This is a genomic window from Vibrio porteresiae DSM 19223, assembly GCF_024347055.1.
In the GTDB taxonomy this organism is placed as follows: domain Bacteria; phylum Pseudomonadota; class Gammaproteobacteria; order Enterobacterales; family Vibrionaceae; genus Vibrio; species Vibrio porteresiae.
Genome location: NZ_AP024896.1, coordinates 515,626 through 536,941 on the forward strand (window position 1 = coordinate 515,626; position 21,316 = coordinate 536,941).

19 protein-coding genes and 3 tRNA genes are annotated in these 21,316 nt (G+C 46.2%); 14 read left to right on the top strand and 8 right to left on the bottom strand.

Features of this window, described 5'->3' with window-relative positions:
• The gene (locus OCV11_RS18930) at positions 1–729 is read left to right on the top strand and encodes an SDR family oxidoreductase (protein WP_261897578.1); all 729 of its coding nucleotides are present in this window, start codon (positions 1–3) and stop codon (positions 727–729) included.
• A 17-nt stretch (positions 730–746) separates the two neighbouring features.
• Positions 747–1,070 carry a DUF3861 domain-containing protein gene (locus OCV11_RS18935; RefSeq protein WP_261897579.1) on the top strand — a complete coding sequence of 108 codons (324 nt, stop codon included), beginning with the start codon at positions 747–749 and terminating at the stop codon, positions 1,068–1,070.
• 1 nt (position 1,071) lies between these two features.
• On the opposite strand, the gene OCV11_RS18940 is transcribed toward OCV11_RS18935, so the two are convergent.
• Positions 1,072–1,146: transfer RNA gene (locus OCV11_RS18940), tRNA-Gly, on the bottom strand.
• 90 nt (positions 1,147–1,236) lie between these two features.
• Positions 1,237–2,385, bottom strand: coding sequence for a S1 family peptidase (locus tag OCV11_RS18945; RefSeq protein WP_261897580.1), 1,149 nt, complete (start codon positions 2,383–2,385; stop codon positions 1,237–1,239).
• A 560-nt stretch (positions 2,386–2,945) separates the two neighbouring features.
• Between OCV11_RS18945 and OCV11_RS18950 the strand changes: the two genes are divergently transcribed.
• Positions 2,946–3,587 (top strand): hypothetical protein, encoded by a 642-nt coding sequence (locus OCV11_RS18950; protein WP_261897581.1) that lies wholly within the window; start codon positions 2,946–2,948, stop codon positions 3,585–3,587.
• 155 nt (positions 3,588–3,742) lie between these two features.
• On the top strand, positions 3,743–5,032 hold the full coding sequence (locus OCV11_RS18955) for a right-handed parallel beta-helix repeat-containing protein (RefSeq protein ID WP_261897582.1): 1,290 nt from the start codon (positions 3,743–3,745) through the stop codon (positions 5,030–5,032).
• 79 nt (positions 5,033–5,111) lie between these two features.
• Here OCV11_RS18955 and OCV11_RS18960 read toward each other — a convergent pair whose 3' ends face one another.
• The gene (locus OCV11_RS18960) at positions 5,112–5,975 is read right to left on the bottom strand and encodes an oxidoreductase (RefSeq protein WP_261897583.1); all 864 of its coding nucleotides are present in this window, start codon (positions 5,973–5,975) and stop codon (positions 5,112–5,114) included.
• A 197-nt stretch (positions 5,976–6,172) separates the two neighbouring features.
• Here OCV11_RS18960 and OCV11_RS18965 point away from each other — a divergent pair, with 197 nt between their 5' ends.
• Positions 6,173–6,508 (top strand): GrlR family regulatory protein, encoded by a 336-nt coding sequence (locus tag OCV11_RS18965; protein ID WP_261897584.1) that lies wholly within the window; start codon positions 6,173–6,175, stop codon positions 6,506–6,508.
• Positions 6,509–6,525: 17 nt separating this feature from the next.
• Here OCV11_RS18965 and OCV11_RS18970 read toward each other — a convergent pair whose 3' ends face one another.
• Entirely contained in the window at positions 6,526–7,191 is a 666-nt protein-coding gene (locus OCV11_RS18970; RefSeq protein WP_261897585.1) for a TetR/AcrR family transcriptional regulator, read from the bottom strand.
• Positions 7,192–7,375: 184 nt separating this feature from the next.
• On the opposite strand from OCV11_RS18970, the gene OCV11_RS18975 reads away from it, so the two are divergent.
• The 5 genes from OCV11_RS18975 to OCV11_RS18995 all read left to right on the top strand — a co-directional run bounded on the left by OCV11_RS18975 (position 7,376) and on the right by OCV11_RS18995 (position 10,795).
• Positions 7,376–8,329 (top strand): HlyD family secretion protein, encoded by a 954-nt coding sequence (locus OCV11_RS18975; RefSeq protein ID WP_261897586.1) that lies wholly within the window; start codon positions 7,376–7,378, stop codon positions 8,327–8,329.
• Positions 8,322–9,251 (top strand): ABC transporter ATP-binding protein, encoded by a 930-nt coding sequence (locus OCV11_RS18980; protein ID WP_261897587.1) that lies wholly within the window; start codon positions 8,322–8,324, stop codon positions 9,249–9,251. The genes OCV11_RS18975 and OCV11_RS18980 overlap by 8 nt, the downstream gene beginning before the upstream one ends.
• Positions 9,248–10,357, top strand: a complete 1,110-nt coding sequence (locus OCV11_RS18985; protein WP_261897588.1) for an ABC transporter permease — start codon at positions 9,248–9,250, stop codon at positions 10,355–10,357. Before OCV11_RS18980 ends, OCV11_RS18985 begins: the two co-directional genes overlap by 4 nt.
• A gap of 265 nt (positions 10,358–10,622) precedes the next feature.
• Positions 10,623–10,709 (top strand) — tRNA-Leu (locus tag OCV11_RS18990).
• Between the two features lie 12 nt (positions 10,710–10,721).
• A tRNA-Cys gene (locus OCV11_RS18995) sits at positions 10,722–10,795 on the top strand.
• A 27-nt stretch (positions 10,796–10,822) separates the two neighbouring features.
• Here the strand turns inward: OCV11_RS18995 and OCV11_RS19000 are convergent.
• From OCV11_RS19000 to OCV11_RS19010, 3 genes are all read right to left on the bottom strand, one after another.
• Positions 10,823–13,030 carry a sensor domain-containing protein gene (locus OCV11_RS19000; RefSeq protein WP_261897589.1) on the bottom strand — a complete coding sequence of 736 codons (2,208 nt, stop codon included), beginning with the start codon at positions 13,028–13,030 and terminating at the stop codon, positions 10,823–10,825.
• The gene (ercA, locus tag OCV11_RS19005; protein ID WP_261897590.1) at positions 13,017–14,174 is read right to left on the bottom strand and encodes an alcohol dehydrogenase-like regulatory protein ErcA; all 1,158 of its coding nucleotides are present in this window, start codon (positions 14,172–14,174) and stop codon (positions 13,017–13,019) included. Before ercA ends, OCV11_RS19000 begins: the two co-directional genes overlap by 14 nt.
• A 144-nt stretch (positions 14,175–14,318) precedes the next feature.
• Positions 14,319–15,032, bottom strand: a complete 714-nt coding sequence (locus OCV11_RS19010) for a FadR/GntR family transcriptional regulator (RefSeq protein ID WP_261897591.1) — start codon at positions 15,030–15,032, stop codon at positions 14,319–14,321.
• Positions 15,033–15,193: 161 nt separating this feature from the next.
• On the opposite strand from OCV11_RS19010, the gene OCV11_RS19015 reads away from it, so the two are divergent.
• Positions 15,194–16,354 carry a mandelate racemase family protein gene (locus tag OCV11_RS19015; protein ID WP_261897592.1) on the top strand — a complete coding sequence of 387 codons (1,161 nt, stop codon included), beginning with the start codon at positions 15,194–15,196 and terminating at the stop codon, positions 16,352–16,354.
• Between the two features lie 123 nt (positions 16,355–16,477).
• Positions 16,478–17,125 carry an acrylate utilization transcriptional regulator AcuR gene (acuR, locus tag OCV11_RS19020; protein WP_261897593.1) on the top strand — a complete coding sequence of 216 codons (648 nt, stop codon included), beginning with the start codon at positions 16,478–16,480 and terminating at the stop codon, positions 17,123–17,125.
• A 63-nt stretch (positions 17,126–17,188) separates the two neighbouring features.
• On the opposite strand, the gene acuI is transcribed toward acuR, so the two are convergent.
• Positions 17,189–18,175 (bottom strand): acrylyl-CoA reductase (NADPH), encoded by a 987-nt coding sequence (gene acuI, locus OCV11_RS19025; protein ID WP_261897594.1) that lies wholly within the window; start codon positions 18,173–18,175, stop codon positions 17,189–17,191.
• Positions 18,176–18,602: 427 nt separating this feature from the next.
• Between acuI and katG the strand changes: the two genes are divergently transcribed.
• The gene (gene katG, locus OCV11_RS19030; RefSeq protein WP_373332846.1) at positions 18,603–20,714 is read left to right on the top strand and encodes a catalase/peroxidase HPI; all 2,112 of its coding nucleotides are present in this window, start codon (positions 18,603–18,605) and stop codon (positions 20,712–20,714) included.
• A gap of 162 nt (positions 20,715–20,876) precedes the next feature.
• Positions 20,877–21,290 carry a GNAT family N-acetyltransferase gene (locus OCV11_RS19035; protein ID WP_261897596.1) on the top strand — a complete coding sequence of 138 codons (414 nt, stop codon included), beginning with the start codon at positions 20,877–20,879 and terminating at the stop codon, positions 21,288–21,290.
• Positions 21,291–21,316: the final 26 nt, after the last annotated feature.

A 21,316-nucleotide genomic window follows, 5' to 3' on the forward strand; every position in this document is an offset into this window, starting at 1 on the left:
ATGGCAGAGCTTACAAATAAACAAGTGGTTATTATCGGTGGCAGTTCAGGCATTGGTTTAGAGGTTGCCCATCTTGTTCTCGCCAAAGGTGCAAATGTACGTTTGGTTGGACGTCATTTAGACCGACTAGCCACGGCTAAAGCAGGATTAGAAGCCGAATTTGATACTGAAGTATTGACCGACTGTGTTGATGCACATGATTTTGCGGCTCTTGAAGAGTGGTTTAGCTCGTTATCCACATTTGACTACCTCGTTTCTATGGTGGGCGATGTTATGGGCGGTGGCTTTATTGGTGCTCCCATCGAAACTATTCGCCATGTGATGGATTCTAAATTTCTCACTAATGTAAGAATCGGTCAGCTCGCTGCAGAGAAGATTGCCCAAGGTGGGGCGATGGTCTTTACGTCCGGTACTGGTGGTCGTGCTCAAGATGCTTGTGCTAGTTATGTCGGGAATCTTGGTATCAATGCATTAGTCGAAGGTTTGGCGGTCGAGTTAGCACCTAAAGCTCGGGTGAATGCGGTATCACCGACTTGGACATTAACGACGTTTTGGCGTGATATGCCGACAACTCAGGTTGAACAAATTAAAACTCATTTTGAACAAACTATCCCACTGGGGCGCACGGCAACCGTACATGAGTTAGCCAGTACTTATGTTTACTTGATGGAAAATGATTTTATTACTGGTCAGCACATTGCTGTCGATGGCGGAATTATGCTTGGTTAACAGAAAGAGGAATGAGAATGAAAAAGCATTTGTATCATGTTGATATCACACCTGTGGCAAACAAAGAGGGAAATGTGCCTAGCAATGCACAGAACATCGCCTTCGGTTTTCCGTGTCATGATGAATTGCATGGATTATTGGCTAAAGTGGGTACCATCGAAGGCTTGAGTGAACAAGAGTCTATTCATCTCCTAATGGGCATTAAGATGATGGGCGAGGTGATGTTAGAACATCGCAACCATACGTTATTCAAAGATCTTAATCGACCATTTGGTGAATTTATGCGGACCTTTAAACAACTAGTAGGTCAGCAAGGAAAATCAGAAGAGACTCATCAGTGATTGGAGCGTACAGCGGGAATCGAACCCGCATTTTCAGCTTGGGAAGCTAAAGTAATAACCATTATACGATGTACGCCTGTGCGAATTAATATACTCCTAATGAACTGAATTAAAAGTACAATTTCACAAATATTCAGGCGCACATTGCTGTTTGGTTAAAAAGTAATCATTGCATTTTAATGGCGATAGCACATCGAGTATGGCGACGTAACGCCAACAGAGTAAGTAACATTAAGGTGATGAGACTTAAGCTACCACCACCGCCGCCGCCACTGCCACTATCGTTGGAGCTGGAGTCTGAATCTGGGGTAGTAGAGTCCGTCCCTGTGTTAGCGGATAAAATAGGATCACTGTCAAAGGCATAGCTAATTGAGAGTGATTCATAATCATAGCCAGACGTTGAGGCAAGTGTATCGACTGCGCTATTCACAAAGGATTTGTAATAGTTGATGTTACTGTAAGCTCCGTAATAGTAAGAGCCGTTGAGTTTACATAGTCCACCAGAGGTGGTGACATAAGAGGCGGCACCAACAAGGCGCACTCCATAATCGCTGTCTGATGCGTTGCTAGGGTTACGCCATACCAATGGACCACCACTGTCACCGCTACAAATCCCGTAGTTAACGCTCTGCACGGGGCTTTGCACACAAAGATAATCATCAGCGCTAACGGAGCTGGCTTTTAAGCTGCGACAGGTCGAGCTAGGGATGCCAGCCAGTAGTACTCGAGCAAGCGAACCTGATGAACCATTTTCATCTTTACCATATCCGCTGGCTTGTACATTCGTATCATTATCTTGGTTAGCAACATAGCTATTAGAAAACTCAGTGAACATCGCCGTCATTTCAGCAGCAGTCGCGATTTTAATCTTTTTGGCATTGGTAAAGGATGCACCTGAATCATAAAGAACCGCGATGTCGTTGGAGGTAGCTAACGTGCCATCCCAAGAAGAGTGTACGCTGACGTTGCTGGCTGGAATCGATACTGAGGTATAGGTTGGGCTACTTGGCGTGGTGTAATCGAGATAGTAAACAGTGACACTGGTTAAGGTTTCAGAGCTATCACTATCAACGCAGTGGGCAGCGGTGATGGCCACACTGTCATCAATCAACGAAGCGCCACACAAATAGGCAACAGTACCGCTACTGGTACTTTTGTAGATCGACAAGCGCGCTTGATATGGAATAGATGATAGGCTGGTTGAAACCCCATTTAATATGGTGGGTTCATAGCTGTCATCAGCGTGGGATAGATCCCAAGGAATCAATGAACTTATCAGAAGTATGCTTAGGCGGCGGATATGTCTAAACGTCATGGTAATACTACTCTCATGTTGGACTGCATCAGATAAGATCACGACCGCTAACCCTACTTAGCCATTGTGTCCGATCTGAGCAGACGAACCATCAAGGTCGCTTAAGCGAATCCATTGTGGCGTTAGATAAAATCTGTCAGTGGTTAAAGTGGCTAGAGAGTAAAACATTCGTCCAATGAGTGTAGGAGAAAAAATAAGCTGTCTCTCGCATTCTATATAAGAATAATGTAATAAATCCTATCAATATGACATTAACTGCACATGGAGTGAGTTCGTGATAATAAAAAAACACTCAAATCGCATGACTATCTTAAATATAAGACAATTTTATTGTACGAATCTCTCTAAATATTGAGATATTTGGAACTTATCGGACATATCATGACTAGCTGTGGGACGTAATAAGTCCTGACCGTTGGCTGGGGCGAATTATAACTTTCTCTTATTCATCTTTGTGTGGTTAGCCGATATAATTCGGCTAAACAGATGACAAATACTATCTCTATCTTTTATTAGAGATCTGTAAAATTATAATGTTTTCATTGGATTTGGTGGTGTGAGTGGAATTAAAATATTTCGAAGAGAAAATAAATCGGATTAAATCTGAAATTAAGCTCTCAAATGAAGACATTTTGCGGAATTGTTATGAACGCGCATTAGATCAAACTTATGATGTGGCCGGTGTCGTATTACTGTTAAATCAAGCGTACGATCATTTACCTAAACTTAAGGCTGCATCGGCATGTCATCTTGCTGATCAGGCAAATGAGATTTTATTTGAATCTCAGGAAGACCAGGGTGATTGTGGTACTAAACTGCATAATAAATCGAAAAATCAATGGATTATTATTCGTAAAATGTTTTATCAAATGAATATTGATACCATCGAGTATGCGGAAAAAATCCTCCCTAAAGTGTTATGCGATTGTATTTTTCAACCTCATATCTCTCATCTAAATATTGATACAGTTAACGAAAAACTCGGTGTTTTACTCGATATGCATGCTTCTTCTCCGTCGAGGAAATTTGCAGAAGAAAATTTGAAAATTGATAATTGGAATCGCGTATCTGATGAAAAAACTCGACAAGTATTGTTTAATATTGAATTCTATATTTATGCAATTAATTTGTGGATATCAGCAGCTAAACATACGATTGAAATGATTGAAGGCTTAGAAAATGATGTGGTGAAGTTTAAATAGTATTACGTGCGAAATAGCTATTCACTGTACTGTATTGGTTGTTAGAAATTTATTTTTTGATCTTGATGGTAAATATTAATTATAAAATTGAGCGGTTTTTAATCGACTATTTATAATTGGTTCTCCTCCAAAATAATAAAAAGGATACCACCAGAATGAATAAGATAATTCGAGCGACCCTGCTCACTTCGCTGCTATTAAGCTGCTCGTCTGGCGCGTGGGCGTCACTCTCTGAAACGATGGCGACCCGCTGTGAGGGAGATGGTACAAGTTTCTCTCCTACCCAAATTTACTATGTTTCTCCGACTGGACTTGCAAGTAATAGTGGGGCTAACTCTGCGCAAGCGATGGATTTTCAGACCGCTTTATCCACAGTGCGAGCTGGAGAAATGATCCTGCTAGAGGCGGGCACTTATGCGATTGATTACCAGCAAGGGGAAAAAAACACCTTGCGTTTTGGTCAATCAGGTAGCGCATCTTCCCCTATTTATGTTGTTACGGCCAATTGTGGCAGAGCAGTCTTTGATTTCCAATTTCCTGCCGACCAATGGGTTCAAAATGGTTTTGGTTTTTACGTGACTGGCAGCTACTGGTATTTTCGTGGCATCGATATCACTCATGCTGGGTATCATGGTGCTTACGTTACCGGCAGTCATAATACCTTTGAGAATATGGCCTTTTATGATAATCGAAATACCGGTTTAGAAATCAATAAGGGCGGTGCGTATAACTTAGTTCTTAATGCCGATAGTTACTTAAACTATGACCCTAAAAAACATGGCAGTATGGCTGATGGTTTCGGCGCCAAACAAGAGCAAGGCGCTGGAAATGAATTTATTGGTTGCCGTGCATGGAAAAACTCTGACGATGCGTTTGATCTTTACGATACCGACCAGAAAGTCATCATTAAAGAGAGTTGGGCATTTTTAAGTGGTATTGATTATTGGAGCGATTCAGCGTTCGCTGGCAATGGTAATGGTTTTAAACTTGGTGGTAATCGAGCTGTTGGTAATCATGAAATTTACCGTTCTATCGCCTTTGATAATGTAAGCAAAGGGTTTGATCAAAATAACAATGCGGGTGGCGTTCGAGTGGTCAATAATACCGCTTACAACAACGGCATCAATTTTGGTTTTGGTAACTCGTTGAGCTCAGGAGAGAAGCACTATTTTCGTAATAACCTCTCGTTGGATGGTAGCATCACAGTTAAAAATGCCAATACCAGCAATAACTCGTGGGATAGCGATATCACAGTAACACGCCGTTTATTTGAGAATCTCAATACCAGTTTAGCCACGGCGAAGCGTCAAGCGAACGGTGCGCTACCCAATAATGCGCTATTTCATATCAAAGCCGATACCGCTTTGATTGATGCAGGTGTTGCCGTGAGTGGTATTGATTACTTAGGCTCTGCGCCAGATTTAGGGGCGATTGAAAAGCAATAGTTCACGCACTTACTGCAAAAAGGAAGGGCTGGTCGTTACCAGCCCTTCGCTTTTAGTCTGATACCGAAATAAAACCCAATTAGCCGATAGTGTTAAGGCGTGCGAGTTGATCGGCAGAGAGGCGAATTTGCGTTGCACCTAAGTTATCTTGTAGATGAACAAGAGACGACGTGCCTGGAATCAACAAGATATTGGGTGAGCGCTGTAGTAACCAAGCCAAAGCCACTTGCATTGATGAGGCGTTAAGCTCACCAGCAATGGTATCGACAGCTTGTACCTGCAGCGGTGTAAAACCACCTAATGGGAAAAAAGGTACGAAGGCAATATTGTGCTGGGCTAACCAGTCGACCAAGCTATCGTCATCGCGCAGAGCGATATTGTATTGGTTTTGCACGCAGACAATTGGCGCAATCGCTTGTGCTTCTTGCACTTGAGCTAACGTCGCGTTACTGATACCTAAGTGGTGAATCAAACCTTGTTGCTGCATTTCAGCGAGTACCGAATAAGGTTCTGCAATCGAGCCTTCAGCAGGACCATGAGCTGAGAACATCGCACGTAAATTGACGACATCCAACTGTTCCAGTCCCAAATTAGTCAGGTTGCTGTGCACGGCATCAATGATTTCCTGACGTGAAAACGCAGGTAACCAATTGCCACTGGCATCACGACGCGCACCAATCTTGGTGACCAATGTGAGATTGTCTGCATAAGGATGCAACGCTTCTTTGATAAGACGGTTGGTCGTATAAGGGCCATAAAAATCTGACGTATCAATGTGATTGACGCCTGCTTCGATAGCGGCGCGCAATACTGCGATGGCTTGTGGTCTGTCTTTAGGTTCGCCCATGATGCCTGGGCCAGAGAGTTGCATTGCGCCGTAACCCATGCGAAAGACCGTTTTGTCTCCCAACGAAAAGGTACCGCCTTGTGCTATGTCGGTCATAATCGAATCCTTAATTTATGTACGGGTGGGAGTATATACCCAATTAGCCGTACGGCCATCCCATATCTCATTGAATACTGAGATCAGCCTACTGCAGCTAGGTTACTTGGGTATCAAAGTTGTAAGTTTATGAAAATCGCTCATCTTAGTGCGCTGCTAATCTTCTTTCTGTCCGGTATTAACTCAAAGGAAAAAATATGAAAGAGGGTATCTACCAAGTGTCATTTTTGTCGAGCCAATACATCTGTGGTCAAGGGATTTTGGTGGTTAAGAATGGCACCGTTAATGGTGGGGATAGCGGATTCATCTATTCTGGTCACTTGGTTAATCGACAAGGTAAATGGCAGGTTGAACTCAAAGTAAAACAGTGGAATCAGCGAGTCGATTCCATCTTTGGTGCTATTGAGCAATTTCAGCTGACGTTGGAAGCCAAACTGCTTGGCAATGGTAATTTTACTGCCACTGGCTGTATTTTTAACTGGCCTCAAGCAAGGTTGACCATTGAAGGTCAGTACCTTGCTCAAGCGGCTTAACCCTAATTAAATAACGCTTAGGCTTGCTGTAAATGGGTGAGTCGGTAGTGTTCGCCCATGGCAAGTAAGCCGGATAAAGCAAAGTGGTACATATGCTCAATAAGTTGTTCTTGAGGAAGGTTTGCTGTTTCTTGCATGGCACCAGGTACTGATTGACCTGCGACCAACAACACCATACATGGAGCAATCACGTTGAGCATACAGGGGGCCAATTGTGGTGCGTCACTGGGGATTCCGGTGACTTCACTCAACAGTTCTCGAATGATCATCAACTTAGGCTCCAACTCTTTTTGAAATAACACCGCTAAGTTCGAGGTAGGAGCAAGGATTTCTCTGGCTAGAGTTTGCGCTTGCCATTCATGGCCACTGCGTGTGGCATTACACAATAATTCAATGAAAGCGCGCAGTTTTTCCTGTGCCGATTGCTCGTTTTGAGTAATCTGATTCAATCTTTCAATGTTGATGATGCTGCTGTGCGCCGCTGCAAGTACGTTCTGATACAGTCCATTACGACTACCAAAATGATAGTTAATTGATGCTAAATCCACATCTGCTTCCATAGCAATTGACTTGCTGGTGGTTTCTGCAAAACCGTTAATCGCGAAGAGCTTCCCTGCTGCATCCAAAATTCGTTGGCGAGTAATTTCTCCATCAACCCGAGTTGATGTTTTACGTCTTGTCATATTTTCTCTGCTCAGCCTGCTTGATTTTTACCCTAAGATAAATTAGTTTAAATTTAAATTCAATTTAAACTAAGCAATTGATGTGTCCTGTTCTCCTCTTTGGGGCTGCCTAAAACTCGTGATTCACGAGTGTGTTTTGACCGGGAGAAGAAGGGGGAATACTCAGACTGATGAGAATACAATTATGCGTAATGGGTTGATTATTTTGCCTTTATTGGCTCTTTTGGGTTGTATGCCACAACAAACGCCACAAGCTCTTGGAACCTTAGAGCGAGACCGCGTTTCACTAACCGCTACGGCCAATGAAATAATTGAAAAAATATCGGTACAAGAGGGGCAAACGGTTCATCAAGGTGATGAATTGCTTACTTTGTCGTCAATCAGCCAACGTGCTTTGGTGGCGAAAGCCACTGCGCAACAAGTGCAGGCGCAAACTCAGCTCACCAAACTGCTCAATGGTGAGCGTTCGGAGGATGTCGCTTCGGCACAAGCTAATGTGGAAAATGCCCGTGTTCGCTTAGATAACGAAGAGAAACAGTATCGCCGTATTGCAGAGTTGGTTGCTCGTAAATTGAGTTCGCCAGCAGAGAAAGACAATGCGTTAGCAAAACGTGATGAAGCGAGAGCGTCGTACAATTCGGCACTACAGACCTTGAAAAAATTATCAGCCGGCTATCGAGCTGAAGACATTGAAGTCGCGCGTGCAGAGTTAGCCGCAGCCAAAGCCAATCTTGAACTCGAACAACATAAACTTTCAGAGCTAACGATTACCGCAACGCGTGATGGGATTGTTGATTCACTCCCTTATCACCAAGGGGAACGTGTACCAGTCAATGGGATTGTTGCCATTATTGCTGCAGAGACAACACCTTACGCTCGAGTTTATTTACCGGAACCTTTGGTAGCGACTTATCCCGTTGGCAGCCAAGTGACGGTGCATGTCGATGGCGTTGCTCAACCGCTGCAGGGCAAAGTGCGCTGGATTTCCAAAGAGTCTTCTTTCACTACTTATCGCAGTATGAGTGCCAGTGACCGATCGCGTTTGGTCTTTCTCACCAAAATTGATTTGCCAGAATCTGCCAGCGCACTTCCTGCGGGTATTCCAGTGCAAGTGGATTTGGATGGTCAGCATGAGTGATTTAGCCATCAAAGCGGAACACATCGTTAAACGGTTTGGCGAGTTTACTGCCATCGACGATATTTCTCTGAGTGTTCCCAAGGGGTGTATTTATGGCTTTTTAGGGCCAAATGGCTGCGGTAAATCGACCACAATCCGTACCTTAACCGGGCTATTGCACCCAACGTCAGGTCAAGTTGAGGTATTGGGATATCAGATTCCCCGAGATGCCGATTTGCTGCGACTGAAAATCGGTTATATGACGCAAAAGTTCTCTCTTTATGATGACCTCTCGGTGTATGAAAACTTGCAGTTTATGGGCACGATTTTTGGTATGAACCCAAAGGTGTTGGCGCAGCGCTGTATTGAGCAAATGGCAACCTATGGTTTAGATAGCCTTAAAAATCAACGCGCGAGAGGTATGAGTGGCGGGCAGAAACAGCGCTTATCCCTAGCCTGCGCGACCATGAATCGTCCGGAGCTTCTGTTTTTGGATGAGCCAACGTCAGCGGTTGACCCAGAAAATCGCCGCGATTTTTGGGAAAAGCTGTTTGATCTTTCGGAAATGGGGACCACGATTTTGGTTACCACCCATTACATGGATGAAGCGGAGCGTTGCCATCGACTCGCCATTATGGAATCAGGCAAGATGCGCGCTGACGGTCCACCCGATGAGTTAATGGCGCAAATGGGAGTTAACATTGTTGAAGTGAAAGCGCCGGGATTGCGCAGTTTAAAAACGCAGTTGCTCCATTATCCTGACCAAATTCGCTCCGCGGCGCAGTTAGGTGTGCGGCTTCGCGTGCTTATTTATCAACATGTTCAAGACCCGATTGATTGGATGAAGCGCACTTTCCCTGAGTTGCACCAGGCCGAATTGACCGTCGCTAGGCCCACAATTGAAGATGTGTTTGTATCGGTAACCGGGGAGGGACGGCAATGAGTTCTTGGACGCGAATGAAAGCCATCATTGTCAAAGAGGTTCGTCAGCTTTATCGTGACCGAATCACCTTTGCCATGATTGTGGTGATTCCTTTAGTGCAACTGACTCTGTTTGGCTATGCGATCAACATGGATGTGCGGCATATTCCCGCGGGGATTGTTGATATGAGTCAGAATCAAACCAGTCGTGAATTACAGCAGCAAGTGTCCGCTTCACAAGTGGTTGATTTTACGCATCACTATCGTTCAGCAGCGCAGGCGCAACAGGCGATACAAGCCGGGGAGGTTCGGGTTGCTTTAGTGATTCCTGCGGATGTGGATTATCGATTAGCCCACGCTCAAACCCTAGGGCAATGGCTGGTGGATGGTTCTGATAGCACGATCAGTTCTGCTATTTTGGGTTTAAGGTCGCTACCTTTTACGCTATTTCCTGAAACACTCAATACGCAAGTGAACCGCGAAGAGGCTGAAACGTTAAACGTGGCACTGTTTTATAACCCTAGTCGCAGCTCGGCGGTGAACATTGTGCCCGGTTTACTGGCGGTTATCCTCAGTATGACAATGGTGCTGTTTACCAGTGTGGCGGTGGTGCGCGAGAGAGAGCAAGGTAATCTTGAACTCTTGATTACCACGCCAGTCACATCCCTAGAGCTGATGATCGCCAAGATTGTGCCGTACATTTTTGTAGGTTTGATTCAAACCGTGATCATATTAACCCTAGGTCACTTCATGTTTGATGTGCCAATCAATGGCGCTTTAAATCAGATTTTCTTAGGGGCTCTTTTGTATATTTCGGCAAGTTTGACCGTGGGACTGCTCATTTCAACTATGGCGATGACGCAACTTCAAGCGATGCAGATGACGATGTTTATTCTGCTGCCGTCGATATTGCTGTCGGGTTTTATCACTCCTTATGAAGCCATGCCCAGCGTGGCGCAATGGGTGGCTGAAGCGTTACCGACCACGCACTTCATGCGCCTCATTCGCGGCATAGTGCTACGCAGCGCGGATCTACTTGATATGTGGAAAGACACGCTATGGTTGGCAATTTTTACGGTGTGTGGTGTTTGGTTAGCCGCGAAACGATTTAAAAAATCGCTCGACTGATCACAGTCACTTCTCGATAAAGTGATGAGAAAACATGCAACGTGTATGTAACATAAACACGAATGTGTGATTTTTCATCACTTAAATCAGAAAGATACAATTTGTTGTTGACGTGAATTTTATCTCGAGTAAAGTGTGCGTCGTTCGCAGGGCAAAGCGCTGCTAACCAGACAACACAAACACTCAATGTTGTTAAAGAATTAAAAGATATGGGACGCCAGTCCGGTATCTAAGATGGTGTATTCCATCGCAAAGAATTTTGCGTGCCCCGGTGGTGAAATCGGTAGACACAAGGGATTTAAAATCCCTCGGCGTTCGCGCTGTGCCGGTTCAAGTCCGGCCCGGGGCACCATCTTTTCCTATTGGCGCGTTGGCAGAGTGGCCATGCAGCGGATTGCAAATCCGTGAACCTCGGTTCGACTCCGGGACGCGCCTCCATATTTCCTCAGTCATTCCCTTATCCTGCTAAATCGAATAATCACTCGACGGATTAACCTGTGTTTTTTTAGGTTGCTCAGCGCGATTTTTTAGCATGAACTCAATAAAGTCTTTTTCTGGCATCGGACGACCAGTGAAATACCCTTGGGAACGATCACAACCAAAGCGTTGCAGCTTATCCAAGGTTGCCTGATCTTCGATTCCTTCAGCAACGGTCGTAATGCCAAACCCTTTTGCCATCTGGATAATGGTTTTCACGATGATCTCATCTTCTTGATTGGTGGCGATGTCTTTGACGAACTCTCGGTCAATCTTAAGAATGTCGACGGGGAAACGTTTCAAATAGGCAAGGCTCGAATAGCCAGTGCCAAAGTCATCAATCGATAGGCGACAGCCAAACTCTTTTAACTGCTTCACCACGTCGAGCACGTATTCCGGATCTTTAATCAAGATCGATTCAGTCAGTTCCAGTTCCAGCATTTGCGGCACTATACCGGTGTTGAGAATCGCGTTGTGAATGCTTTCGCTGACATTACCTCGGGCAAAATGTACCGCGGAGAGATTCACCGCGACGAGGGCATTGTCCATTCCAAGATCGCGCCAGCGTCCAACGGCTTGGCTAGCGGTGTGCAGTACCCAGTCGCTGATGGGAATGATGAGCCCAGTCTCTTCCGCGACGGGAATAAATTTAGCCGGGGAAATCATCCCCAATGTTGGGTGTTTCCAACGAATGAGCGCTTCCGCCCCCTTAATTTCACCAGTACGAATCTCCACTTTCGGTTGGTAGTAAAGTTCAAACTGGTGTTCGTCTAAGGCTTTACGCAAACCGAAGGCGATGGTCAGCTCTTCTTCAATAGAATCGTTGAGTTGTTGGCGATAAAAACGATAGGTATTACGGCCATCTTCTTTGGCTTGATACATGGCAGAATCTGCCTTACTCAATAGAGTTTCAAAGTCAGTGCCATCTTCTGGAAAGAGCGCGACACCAATCGATACCGTTAGGTTGATCGATTGTCCTTCAATGTTAAACGGCGTCTCCATTGCGTTAAATACCGTACCAATACGAGCCACGCTTTTGTCTGAATCGCTTAGGTTAGGAAAGAGAATGACAAACTCATCGCCACCTTGGCGGCATAGTGTGCCAATCTCTTTGACGCTTTGCTGCAAACGTTTGGAGACTTGCACTAAAAGTTCATTAGCATGGGTATGACCAAGTAAGTCATTGACGATTTTAAAGTTATCTAAATCGACACTCAGAATCGCTATGGATGAGCGCTGCTTGGTGGCTGCGAGCATAGCTTGTTCAAGACGGTCCGATAATAAGCGATGGTTCGGTAGACCAGTCAGTGCATCGTGTTGCGACATATACACGGCTTTTTCTTCTGAGAGTTTCAGATGGTTAATGTCGTTAAAAATCCAGATACTGCCACTGTGTGGATTGCTTTTATCAATCGCATTGCCTGTCAGTTCACACCACACAGTTTCACCGTTGGCGCGCATCAATTGAATCGTTCCGGTGTAGGAATCTTCATTGCACAGTACGCGATAGGCTTCACTGCCAAAATCGTGATAGGTTTCATCGGAGTCATAAAGAATACGCGTGGATTGACCAATCACAGCCCCTGTCTGGTAACCAAGCATCTGCTCAAAGCGTTGATTACAGGCAATGATCAGACGGTCTTTCACCCATGCCATCCCGACTAGGGCGTTATCGAGCAGTGCGTTCTTCTCTGAAAGCAGGGTATTTAGCGTGGCGTTTTGAGCCACTCGCTCTGTGACGTCGCGACCGACTATGACGCAAAACTGATGGTTATCTAACGTGGCTTTCTGGTAACTCAGTTCAAGCCATACGAACTCATCGGCGGCGGTTTTCTGCTCAATCACCGCAGACCCGTGCCACTCTTGACCGTCATCACGCAGAATGTCATCGATAAAATCGGTTACGCCACTCCAAGGAAAGTCACGAAGTGGTTTGTTCACTAAGGCGGTTTCAGCAACACCAAACAGGCGGCATACAGCCTGATTCACATCGCTCACTATGCCATCAGGCAGCGAGATAAGCATGACCATATCTGGGGTATGATCAAGCAGTGTTTTGAATCGCTCGAGGCGATCCATATTACGTCGCAGCTGAGGGTAGTAGTTCTTACGAAAAGAGCGATCCCCTAAACCGATGATGTTTTCTCGGCGCTGATCGAGCGCCTTTTTTTCCTGTTCGTCGTCACATTGCTTCACTGTAAATCGCCTTGATGTCCCCTAAAGAGGCTATTCGAGGGTTAGTCACGATACATGCGTCGTTGACTGCATGATTTGCTAGCTCTGGAATGTCAGAGGAGTGCACGCCCACGTTGGAGAGTTTTTCATTGATCCCCAATTGATGGCGCAAATTGGAAAATTCTTCGGTGATACGCGTCGCCAAGACTTTTTGCTGCATGCCACGGGTATCAATGCCCATAATCTGGGCGATGTTTTGATAGCGCTCGCCACTTTTGGGCATATTAAAGCGCACCACATGATCGAGCAGTAGCGCATTACACTCACCATGGGGAATATCAAGATAACCGCCAAGGGAGTGCGCCATTGCGTGCACAGCACCTAAACTCGCGTTAGAAAATGCCAGCCCTGCTTGGAGTGAACCGAGCAACATGTTCTCTCGACTTGGAATATGAGCGGGTTCAAACACGGCTCGATGAATGTTTTCCCACAGCAGTTTAATGGCGTGCATTGCATGCACGTCGACAATGGGCGAACTCGCAGTAGAAACGTAAGCTTCAATAGCATGAGTGAGCGCATCGACGCCTGTACACGCTGTGAGATAGGTATCGAGTGTGGTGGTAGTTTCAGGATCAATCAACGCTACATCTGGCACCACTGTTTTACTGATGATTGCCATTTTATAGCGCATGTCAGAGTTGGTAATAATGCAAAACTGGGAAATATCGGCCGAGGTGCCTGCAGTGGTTGGGATGCAAATCAGCGGCGGTCCGGGGATATCCACTTGGTCGATCCCTTCAAACATGGAGACTTCACCGCCGTTGGTGTAAACAATACCGATCGCCTTGGCACAATCAATCACACTGCCGCCACCTACAGCGACAATCACATCGCACTCATTTTCGGCATAAAACTGCGCGCCACGCATGACTTCATGATCTTTAGGGTTCGCGGTTAAATCAGCAAAGACGACGGATTCAATCCCCACTTCCGCTAAATCATTAATCGCTTGTTGTACCCAGCCGGCTTGAATCACCCCTTTGTCTGAAACGATCAGCACGCGTCTTGCTTCCATATTACGAGCATACACCGCCACTTTATGCCGCGCTCCAACACCAAAGATAAATTCAGGCGCGACAAACTTGCGCATTTCGTACAAAGCCATGGCTCATCCTCTTCAATATCGTTAAAGGAGATCGAGTCAAATCTGGGCGACTCAACGTTGATCCAAGTGTAGTTCAGCTTTGAATTGAGATACCAAGTTTTGCCGCGAAAAATGGCCTGAAAAAATGTTAGTTAGATCGCCAAATTAGTCAGTTGCTCCCTTAGTAGTATTGGATGCATAAGGCTGCTGAATTGCATTGAGTAAGCGCGCTTTGGTGCCGGAAAGATGCAGGCGCATCGCTGAACGAGCGGCATCTGGATCGCCTCTTTCAATCGCATGACAAAGATGCTCATGCTCTTTGAGTGCTTGCTGCTTGCGCGTCGCTGGAATGAGCGGATCTTTATGGTTGAGGCGCTGGTAAACGTAGGTGAGTAGCGCAACAAAATGGGGGTTTTTCGCCGCGGCAGCTATCGCAAAATGAAATCGGGCATCCATGCCGGTCGACGGTGCTTGGGCATCTATTGCGTGTTGCATCTCGCGCAGGTGTTTTTGCAGTTGGTCAACATCTCGCTGTGAACGCTTTTGCGCGGCTAAGTAGGCGGTCTCCGATTCAATCGCAATACGTAGCTCCATAAGATAAGTCAATTCAAGATCAGGTGTCGCGCCTGTGGTGGCCAATTGCAGTACGTCGCTGATCGGTTTGTCACATACAAAAGCGCCTTTACCCTGCTGCGTGACCACCAATTGGCTGGCCCGCAAGTCAGCGATGGCTTCACGAATCACTGTGCGACTCACAGCAAAACGTCGCACGAGTTGCTGCTCTGATGGCAGTTTTGAACCAGGTGGGTATTCGCCTTGCTCGATGGCATTTTTCAGCTCGAGCACCACACTGTGGGCACGGCGTGGAGGTGCCGACATAATTGCGCTCCAATTGAGGTTGTCATACAAGTTTAGCGTTTCCCCCTCTTAGCAGGAAAGCGTTGGCGTGACAAACTAAGAGCTATCGCAAACTCTTTCTTTTGCAGACTTAAGCACAAGAAACTGCATCCCATTCTTAACTTGTATGACAAGAGGCGTTTATGATCATCACCCGAGTATCCGTAACCGTATTTGAATACTTCACCAACAGACACGCCGACAGTGCGGGTCACTCCCATCCTCATCCTGAAGGTGGTATGGCTAAACAAGCTATGTTGACCATAGAAACGGAAGATGGCAACAAAGGCTATGCGTTTGCGCCCGTGGAGGTGATACGTCCTCATGTATTGAATGCGTTTTTTAAAAAGGTGTTGATTGGTAAAAATGCCATGTTCCGTGAAAAACTATGGCATGAGCTAGAGCTTTGGCAACGCGGTAGTGCAGGGCAGTTAACCGATCGTGCTTTAGCTGTGGTTGATCAAGCACTGTGGGATTGGGCGGGACGCTTTTTAAATGTGCCGGTGTATCAATTAATTGGTGCCTACCGCGATAAAGTACCAGCGTATGGCAGCACCATGTGTGGTGATGAGCTGGCTGGCGGATTAGCGACCCCTGAAGATTATGGTCGCTTTGCCGAACAGTTAGTCGCAAGAGGCTACAAAGCGATTAAGTTACATACTTGGATGCCGCCAGTCTCTTTTGCACCGAGTGTCGCGATGGATATTCGAGCGTGTGAAGCGGTGCGTGAAGCGGTTGGTCCCGATATCGCTTTGATGATCGATGGTTACCATTGGTATAGCCGGACTGAAGCGCTCAAAATTGGTAAGGCGTTGGAGCGGCTCGATTTTGCGTGGTTCGAAGAGCCAATGAATGAACAGAGCATCTCTTCTTATCGGTGGCTTAGTGAGCAGCTCGCGATTCCTGTGATTGGTCCAGAATCCGCATCGGGCAAGCATCATACGCGCGCCGAATGGGTAAAATCCCAAGCCAGTGATATTTTGCGTGCTGGTGTTCCGGGTGTGGGTGGCATCTCGCCAACACTGAAAGTGGCACATCTGGCGGAATCTTTTGGGATGAATTGTGAAGTGCACGGTAATGGCGCTGCTAACCTTGCTGTCTGTGCCGCGATTAAAAATTGCCAGTGGTACGAACGCGGACTACTTCATCCATTCTTGGACTATGATGAAGGTATCTCTTATCTCAATCAGCTAGCGGATCCGATGGACAGTGACGGCTTTGTTCATCTCTCATCCTTGCCTGGTTTGGGAGAGGACATCAACTTTAATTACATCGAAGCGCATACCCTCGCGGTGCACGACTAGAACAGATATTGTCCAGTGATGGGAAATAAAGTGTCTGGTTGTGCTCACGGCCAGACACTGAGTGGTATCTTGATCGCAAAATCTGTAAAATTGTGTGAAACAACAAAGACATCAAAGAAGAACGTGAGCGAACAACAACCCTTAAAACGTCGACGTGGACGTCCACCTAAAATCGAACGTGAATACTCGGATACCAAAAAGGTCCTCATTCGCAGTGGCTTAGAAATGATCACTGAGTTTGGCTTTACGGCGTCAGGCGTCGATGCAGTGGTGAAAAAAGTTCAAGTTCCTAAGGGCTCTTTCTACCACTACTTCAAAAACAAAGAAGAGTTTGGCTCGCAAGTCTTAGCCGCGTATGGCACCTATTTCGCGCATAAGTTAGATAAGCATCTAACCCGTCCCGACATTGCGCCTCTTGATAGAATTGGGCTATTTGTCAATGATGCAAAAGAAGGCATTGAACGCTTTGAATTTCGTCGCGGCTGTTTGGTTGGCAATATGATGCAAGAAGTGCCTCAGCTTTCCGATGCGTTAGCCGTGCAACTTCAAGAGATCATTCTGGATTGGCAACAGCGTGTTGAGTGCTGCTTTGCGTTAGCTCGTGAACAGAAGCAATTGCATTCCCGCGAAACCAATGAACATTTAGCGGCGCTATTTTGGTCTGGATGGGAAGGGGCAGTGATGCGCGCGAAGTTATTTCGTTCTACCCAGCCTTTGGATGATTTTTGGCACTATTTTCGTTGGAGCGTCAGCCAAGGCGAACAACGCTAGCAAGAAAAAACTCAGGGTTGCATGGCAACCCTGAGTCATCATAAGTTAGCGCTAAGCTTTGTTTTAGTTGCGATGAATATCAACCACCACGCGGCCTTTCACTTTACCTTCCAGCAATTGATGCGCAGTATCAATCACCTCATTAAAACTAATCACTGAGCTTGCGGTACTGAGCATCTCTTTATCGACCAATTTGGCAATTTGCTCCCAAGCCGTGCGGCGTTTCTCATTTGGACACATCACGCTATCAACACCTGCTAGCGTTACGCCACGCAAAATAAACGGAGCTACGCTGGCTGGAAAATCCATACCTTGGGCCAAACCACATGCAGCGACCACGCCACCATACTGAGTTGAGGCACACACGTTCGCTAGAGTATGGCTACCCACAGAATCGATGGCAGCAGCCCAAAGCTCTTTACCCAGTGGACGACCCGGTTGTGATAGTGTGTTGCGATCGATGATTTCACTGGCACCTAATTGGCGTAAACGAGCCTCTTCTTCTGGACGGCCAGTTGAAGCAATCACGTCAAAGCCCAATTTTGCTAAGAATGCCACGGCAAAACTGCCTACGCCGCCGTTCGCACCAGTGACTAGCACTTTACCTGATTGTGGCGTGATGCCGTTGTTTTGTAATGCCTGCACACAAAGCATTGCAGTGTAACCCGCAGTGCCGACTGCCATCACATCGTAGCTACTCATGCTTTCAGGAATGAGGAGCAACCAGTCACCATTGACTTTGGCTTTCTCTGTCAAACCGCCCCAGTGTTTCTCTCCTAGGCCCCAACCGTTGATAAAGACGCGTTGGCCTGCAGCGAAGTGAGGATGCTCACTCGATTCAACCACGCCTGCAAAGTCAATCCCAGGCACCATTGGAAAACGGCGTACCACTGGGGATTTTCCGCTGATCGCCAAACCATCTTTGTAGTTCAGAGTAGAGTATTCGACGTTTACAGTGACGTTACCTTCTGGAAAGTCACTCTCTTCCAACGGTTTAAATTGGCATTGATATTGGTCGTCAACTTTATCGATATAAAGGGCTTTGAACATACAGTGTCTACCTTATGGCTAAATAGGGAGTAATCGGGCCAAGCTATACAGTTTAAAAATGGGTTGCATAGAAAATGCATCACTTAAAACTGACTACATTTTAATTTAGACCGATCGTTTAATATTTAATGGCAGGATAAAAGGCGCGTTATTAAGAAGCAAGGATAATTTGCCAACACTAACAAATACGAAAGAGGGTTTTGACCTGCATCAATTTAATGGGGAGTGGCGTCTTTTCGGAGCTAAGAGTATGACCGTGTTCATAAAAAACACAACATTCGATCACCTCTGACAATCCGCCTAAACTTAAGGGGTAGTTTGGTTAGACACCCATGACTCTTACACGGAGGCTCCCATGAGTCAAAGCAAGTCGTCTGGTAAATGCCCAGTAATGCACGGAGCAAATACCTCATTACAACAAGATAATATGAAGTGGTGGCCAAAATCACTCAACCTCGACATTCTTGCTCAACATGACAAGAAAACCAATCCGATGGATGATGAGTTTGATTACGCAGAAGCGTTTAATTCGCTCGATTTTTCTGCGCTAAAATCGGACCTTAAAGCGTTAATGACCCAAAGCCAATCATGGTGGCCTGCAGACTGGGGACACTATGGCGGTTTGATGATTCGTATGGCGTGGCACTCTGCCGGTTCTTATCGTGTTGCCGATGGTCGTGGTGGGGCAGGGACTGGTAATCAGCGCTTTGCTCCCCTAAACAGCTGGCCTGATAACGGTAACTTAGACAAAGCGCGTCGCTTGCTGTGGCCAATTAAGAAAAAATATGGCAACAAAATCTCGTGGGCAGATTTAATGATACTGGCCGGTAATATGGCCTATGAATCCATGGGATTGAAAACGTTCGGTTTTGCGGGTGGCCGTGAAGATATTTGGCATCCAGAGAAAGACATCTATTGGGGCGCAGAAGAGGAGTGGCTCGCGACCAGTGACAAACCGAAGAGCCGATATACTGGTGAACGTGATCTGGAAAACCCGTTAGCAGCAGTGATGATGGGCTTAATTTACGTCAACCCTGAAGGCGTAGATGGTCATCCCGATCCTCTAAAAACCGCTAAAGACATGCGTGAGACTTTTGCTCGTATGGCGATGGATGATGAAGAAACCGTGGCGCTTACTGCTGGTGGTCACACCGTGGGAAAATGTCACGGCAATGGCAAAGCAGAAAATTTAGGCCCTGAGCCAGAAGCAGCACCTGTTGAAGAGCAAGGTTTAGGTTGGATCAATCACAAAACCCGTGGAATTGGGCGTGACGCTGTCACGAGTGGAATTGAAGGAGCATGGACAACCAATCCAACTCAATGGGATAACGGCTATTTTTATCTGCTATTGAACTATGAGTGGGCCTCAACAAAAAGCCCTGCTGGCGCGTGGCAGTGGGAGCCGATTAACATCAAAGAAGCAGACAAACCAGCCGATGTGGAAGACCCAGCGATTAAGCGTAATCCGATCATGACCGATGCGGATATGGCGCTAAAAATGGACCCAGAATATCGCAAGATTGCCGATAAGTTTTATCAAGATCCTGAGTATTTTGCACAGACCTTCGCCCGGGCGTGGTTTAAGCTGACGCACCGCGACTTAGGGCCTAAGAGTCGTTATTTGGGACCTGACGTTCCAGCGGAAGATCTGCTGTGGCAAGACCCTATTCCCAGTGTTGACTACTGCTTAACCGATGATGAAATCGCTCAGTTAAAGCAAGCGATCCTAAGCCTTGATATTGCGCTTGGGGATTGGGTTGCTACGGCCTGGGACAGTGCGAGAACATTTCGAGGTTCAGATTATCGTGGCGGAGCCAATGGCGCTCGTATCCGTCTTGCTCCGCAAAAAGATTGGCAAGGTAATGAGCCTAAACGTCTGCAAAAAGTGCTGAGCGCGCTAGAGCAGATTCAAAGTAAAGCCGCGAAGCCCGTCAGTATGGCAGACTTAATCGTTTTGGCCGGTTGTGCGGCGGTAGAAAAGGCTGCCAATTTGGCAGGTGTTGCTATTTCGGTTCCCTTTAATCCTGGGCGTGGCGATGCCACTCAAGAGATGACCGATGTGGACTCATTTGCTGTGCTTGAACCGGTTCATGATGGTTATCGTAACTGGTTAAAGCACGACTATCGTGTTCCTGCTGAAGAGCTGTTACTTGAACGCACGCAACTGATGGGCTTAACAGCGCCAGAAATGACGGTGTTAATCGGTGGGATGCGTGTATTGGGCACTAACTATGGAGGTACACTTGATGGGGTGCTTACCGATCGAGTGGGTGTGTTAAGTAATGATTTCTTTGTGAATTTGACCGATATGAGTTATGGTTGGAAACCGGTCGATGAGGGGCATTATGCCCTGTTTGATCGAGTTACTGGCGTGACCAAGTGGACCGCAACCCGCGTTGATTTGGTGTTGGGATCGAACTCCATCTTACGTTCCTACGCTGAGGTGTATGCGCAAGATGATAACCAAGAAAAGTTTGTGCGTGATTTCGTCCGAGCTTGGGTCAAAGTCATGAATGCGGACCGTTACGATCTCAGTTAACGTTGGAGTACTTGTTGCTCGTGTCGCTGTTTTTGAGTGATACAAGCCGCGAACGCGTCATCACTAAACGCCCTTTTCTAGGGCGTTTTTTTATCACAACAGTTTTTTATCACAACAATAGCGCAAGAGCGGATTGGAATAGCAAGAAAAGGACAACCAGGGATGAGTTATATTGTTGATGTGTCACCATCAGAGCAGGATATCGCAGAGATTCATGCGGCATTAATTGAGTTTAATCGACCGCATTTAGAGGGGATATCTCACGATCCTTTAGCTTGTTATTACCTTGTAGACGATGTGAAAAAAGCGGGTGTTATTGCGAATGTGCGAGGTCACTGGCTGTTACTTAAGTTTTTCTGGGTAGCAGAAGAGCTACGTGGTAAAGGTATTGGCGCGCAGCTGCTGGCTAAGTTAGAGCGGCAAGCGAAAGAGATGGGATGTCGCATGGCTTTAGTTGACACTCTCAGTTTTCAAGCCAAACCTTTTTACGAGAAACAGGGGTATGAGTGTCAGATGGTGTTGGAAAATTATCCTATTGATACGTCGCTTTACTATTTGACTAAATCACTAAGCTAACTAAGTTTTTATTTAAATTTAACTAA

Coding starts and splice junctions, on each gene's coding strand:
- OCV11_RS18930 (WP_261897578.1), top strand. CDS start 1: ATGGCAGAGCTTACAAATAAACAAGTGGTTATTATCGGTGGCAGTTCA.
- OCV11_RS18935 (WP_261897579.1), top strand. CDS start 747: ATGAAAAAGCATTTGTATCATGTTGATATCACACCTGTGGCAAACAAA.
- OCV11_RS18945 (WP_261897580.1), bottom strand. CDS start 2,385: ATGACGTTTAGACATATCCGCCGCCTAAGCATACTTCTGATAAGTTCA.
- OCV11_RS18955 (WP_261897582.1), top strand. CDS start 3,743: ATGAATAAGATAATTCGAGCGACCCTGCTCACTTCGCTGCTATTAAGC.
- OCV11_RS18960 (WP_261897583.1), bottom strand. CDS start 5,975: ATGACCGACATAGCACAAGGCGGTACCTTTTCGTTGGGAGACAAAACG.
- OCV11_RS18965 (WP_261897584.1), top strand. CDS start 6,173: ATGAAAGAGGGTATCTACCAAGTGTCATTTTTGTCGAGCCAATACATC.
- OCV11_RS18970 (WP_261897585.1), bottom strand. CDS start 7,191: ATGACAAGACGTAAAACATCAACTCGGGTTGATGGAGAAATTACTCGC.
- OCV11_RS18975 (WP_261897586.1), top strand. CDS start 7,376: ATGCGTAATGGGTTGATTATTTTGCCTTTATTGGCTCTTTTGGGTTGT.
- OCV11_RS18980 (WP_261897587.1), top strand. CDS start 8,322: ATGAGTGATTTAGCCATCAAAGCGGAACACATCGTTAAACGGTTTGGC.
- OCV11_RS18985 (WP_261897588.1), top strand. CDS start 9,248: ATGAGTTCTTGGACGCGAATGAAAGCCATCATTGTCAAAGAGGTTCGT.
- ercA (WP_261897590.1), bottom strand. CDS start 14,174: ATGGCTTTGTACGAAATGCGCAAGTTTGTCGCGCCTGAATTTATCTTT.
- OCV11_RS19010 (WP_261897591.1), bottom strand. CDS start 15,032: ATGTCGGCACCTCCACGCCGTGCCCACAGTGTGGTGCTCGAGCTGAAA.
- OCV11_RS19015 (WP_261897592.1), top strand. CDS start 15,194: ATGATCATCACCCGAGTATCCGTAACCGTATTTGAATACTTCACCAAC.
- acuI (WP_261897594.1), bottom strand. CDS start 18,175: ATGTTCAAAGCCCTTTATATCGATAAAGTTGACGACCAATATCAATGC.
- katG (WP_373332846.1), top strand. CDS start 18,603: ATGAAGTGGTGGCCAAAATCACTCAACCTCGACATTCTTGCTCAACAT.
- OCV11_RS19035 (WP_261897596.1), top strand. CDS start 20,877: ATGAGTTATATTGTTGATGTGTCACCATCAGAGCAGGATATCGCAGAG.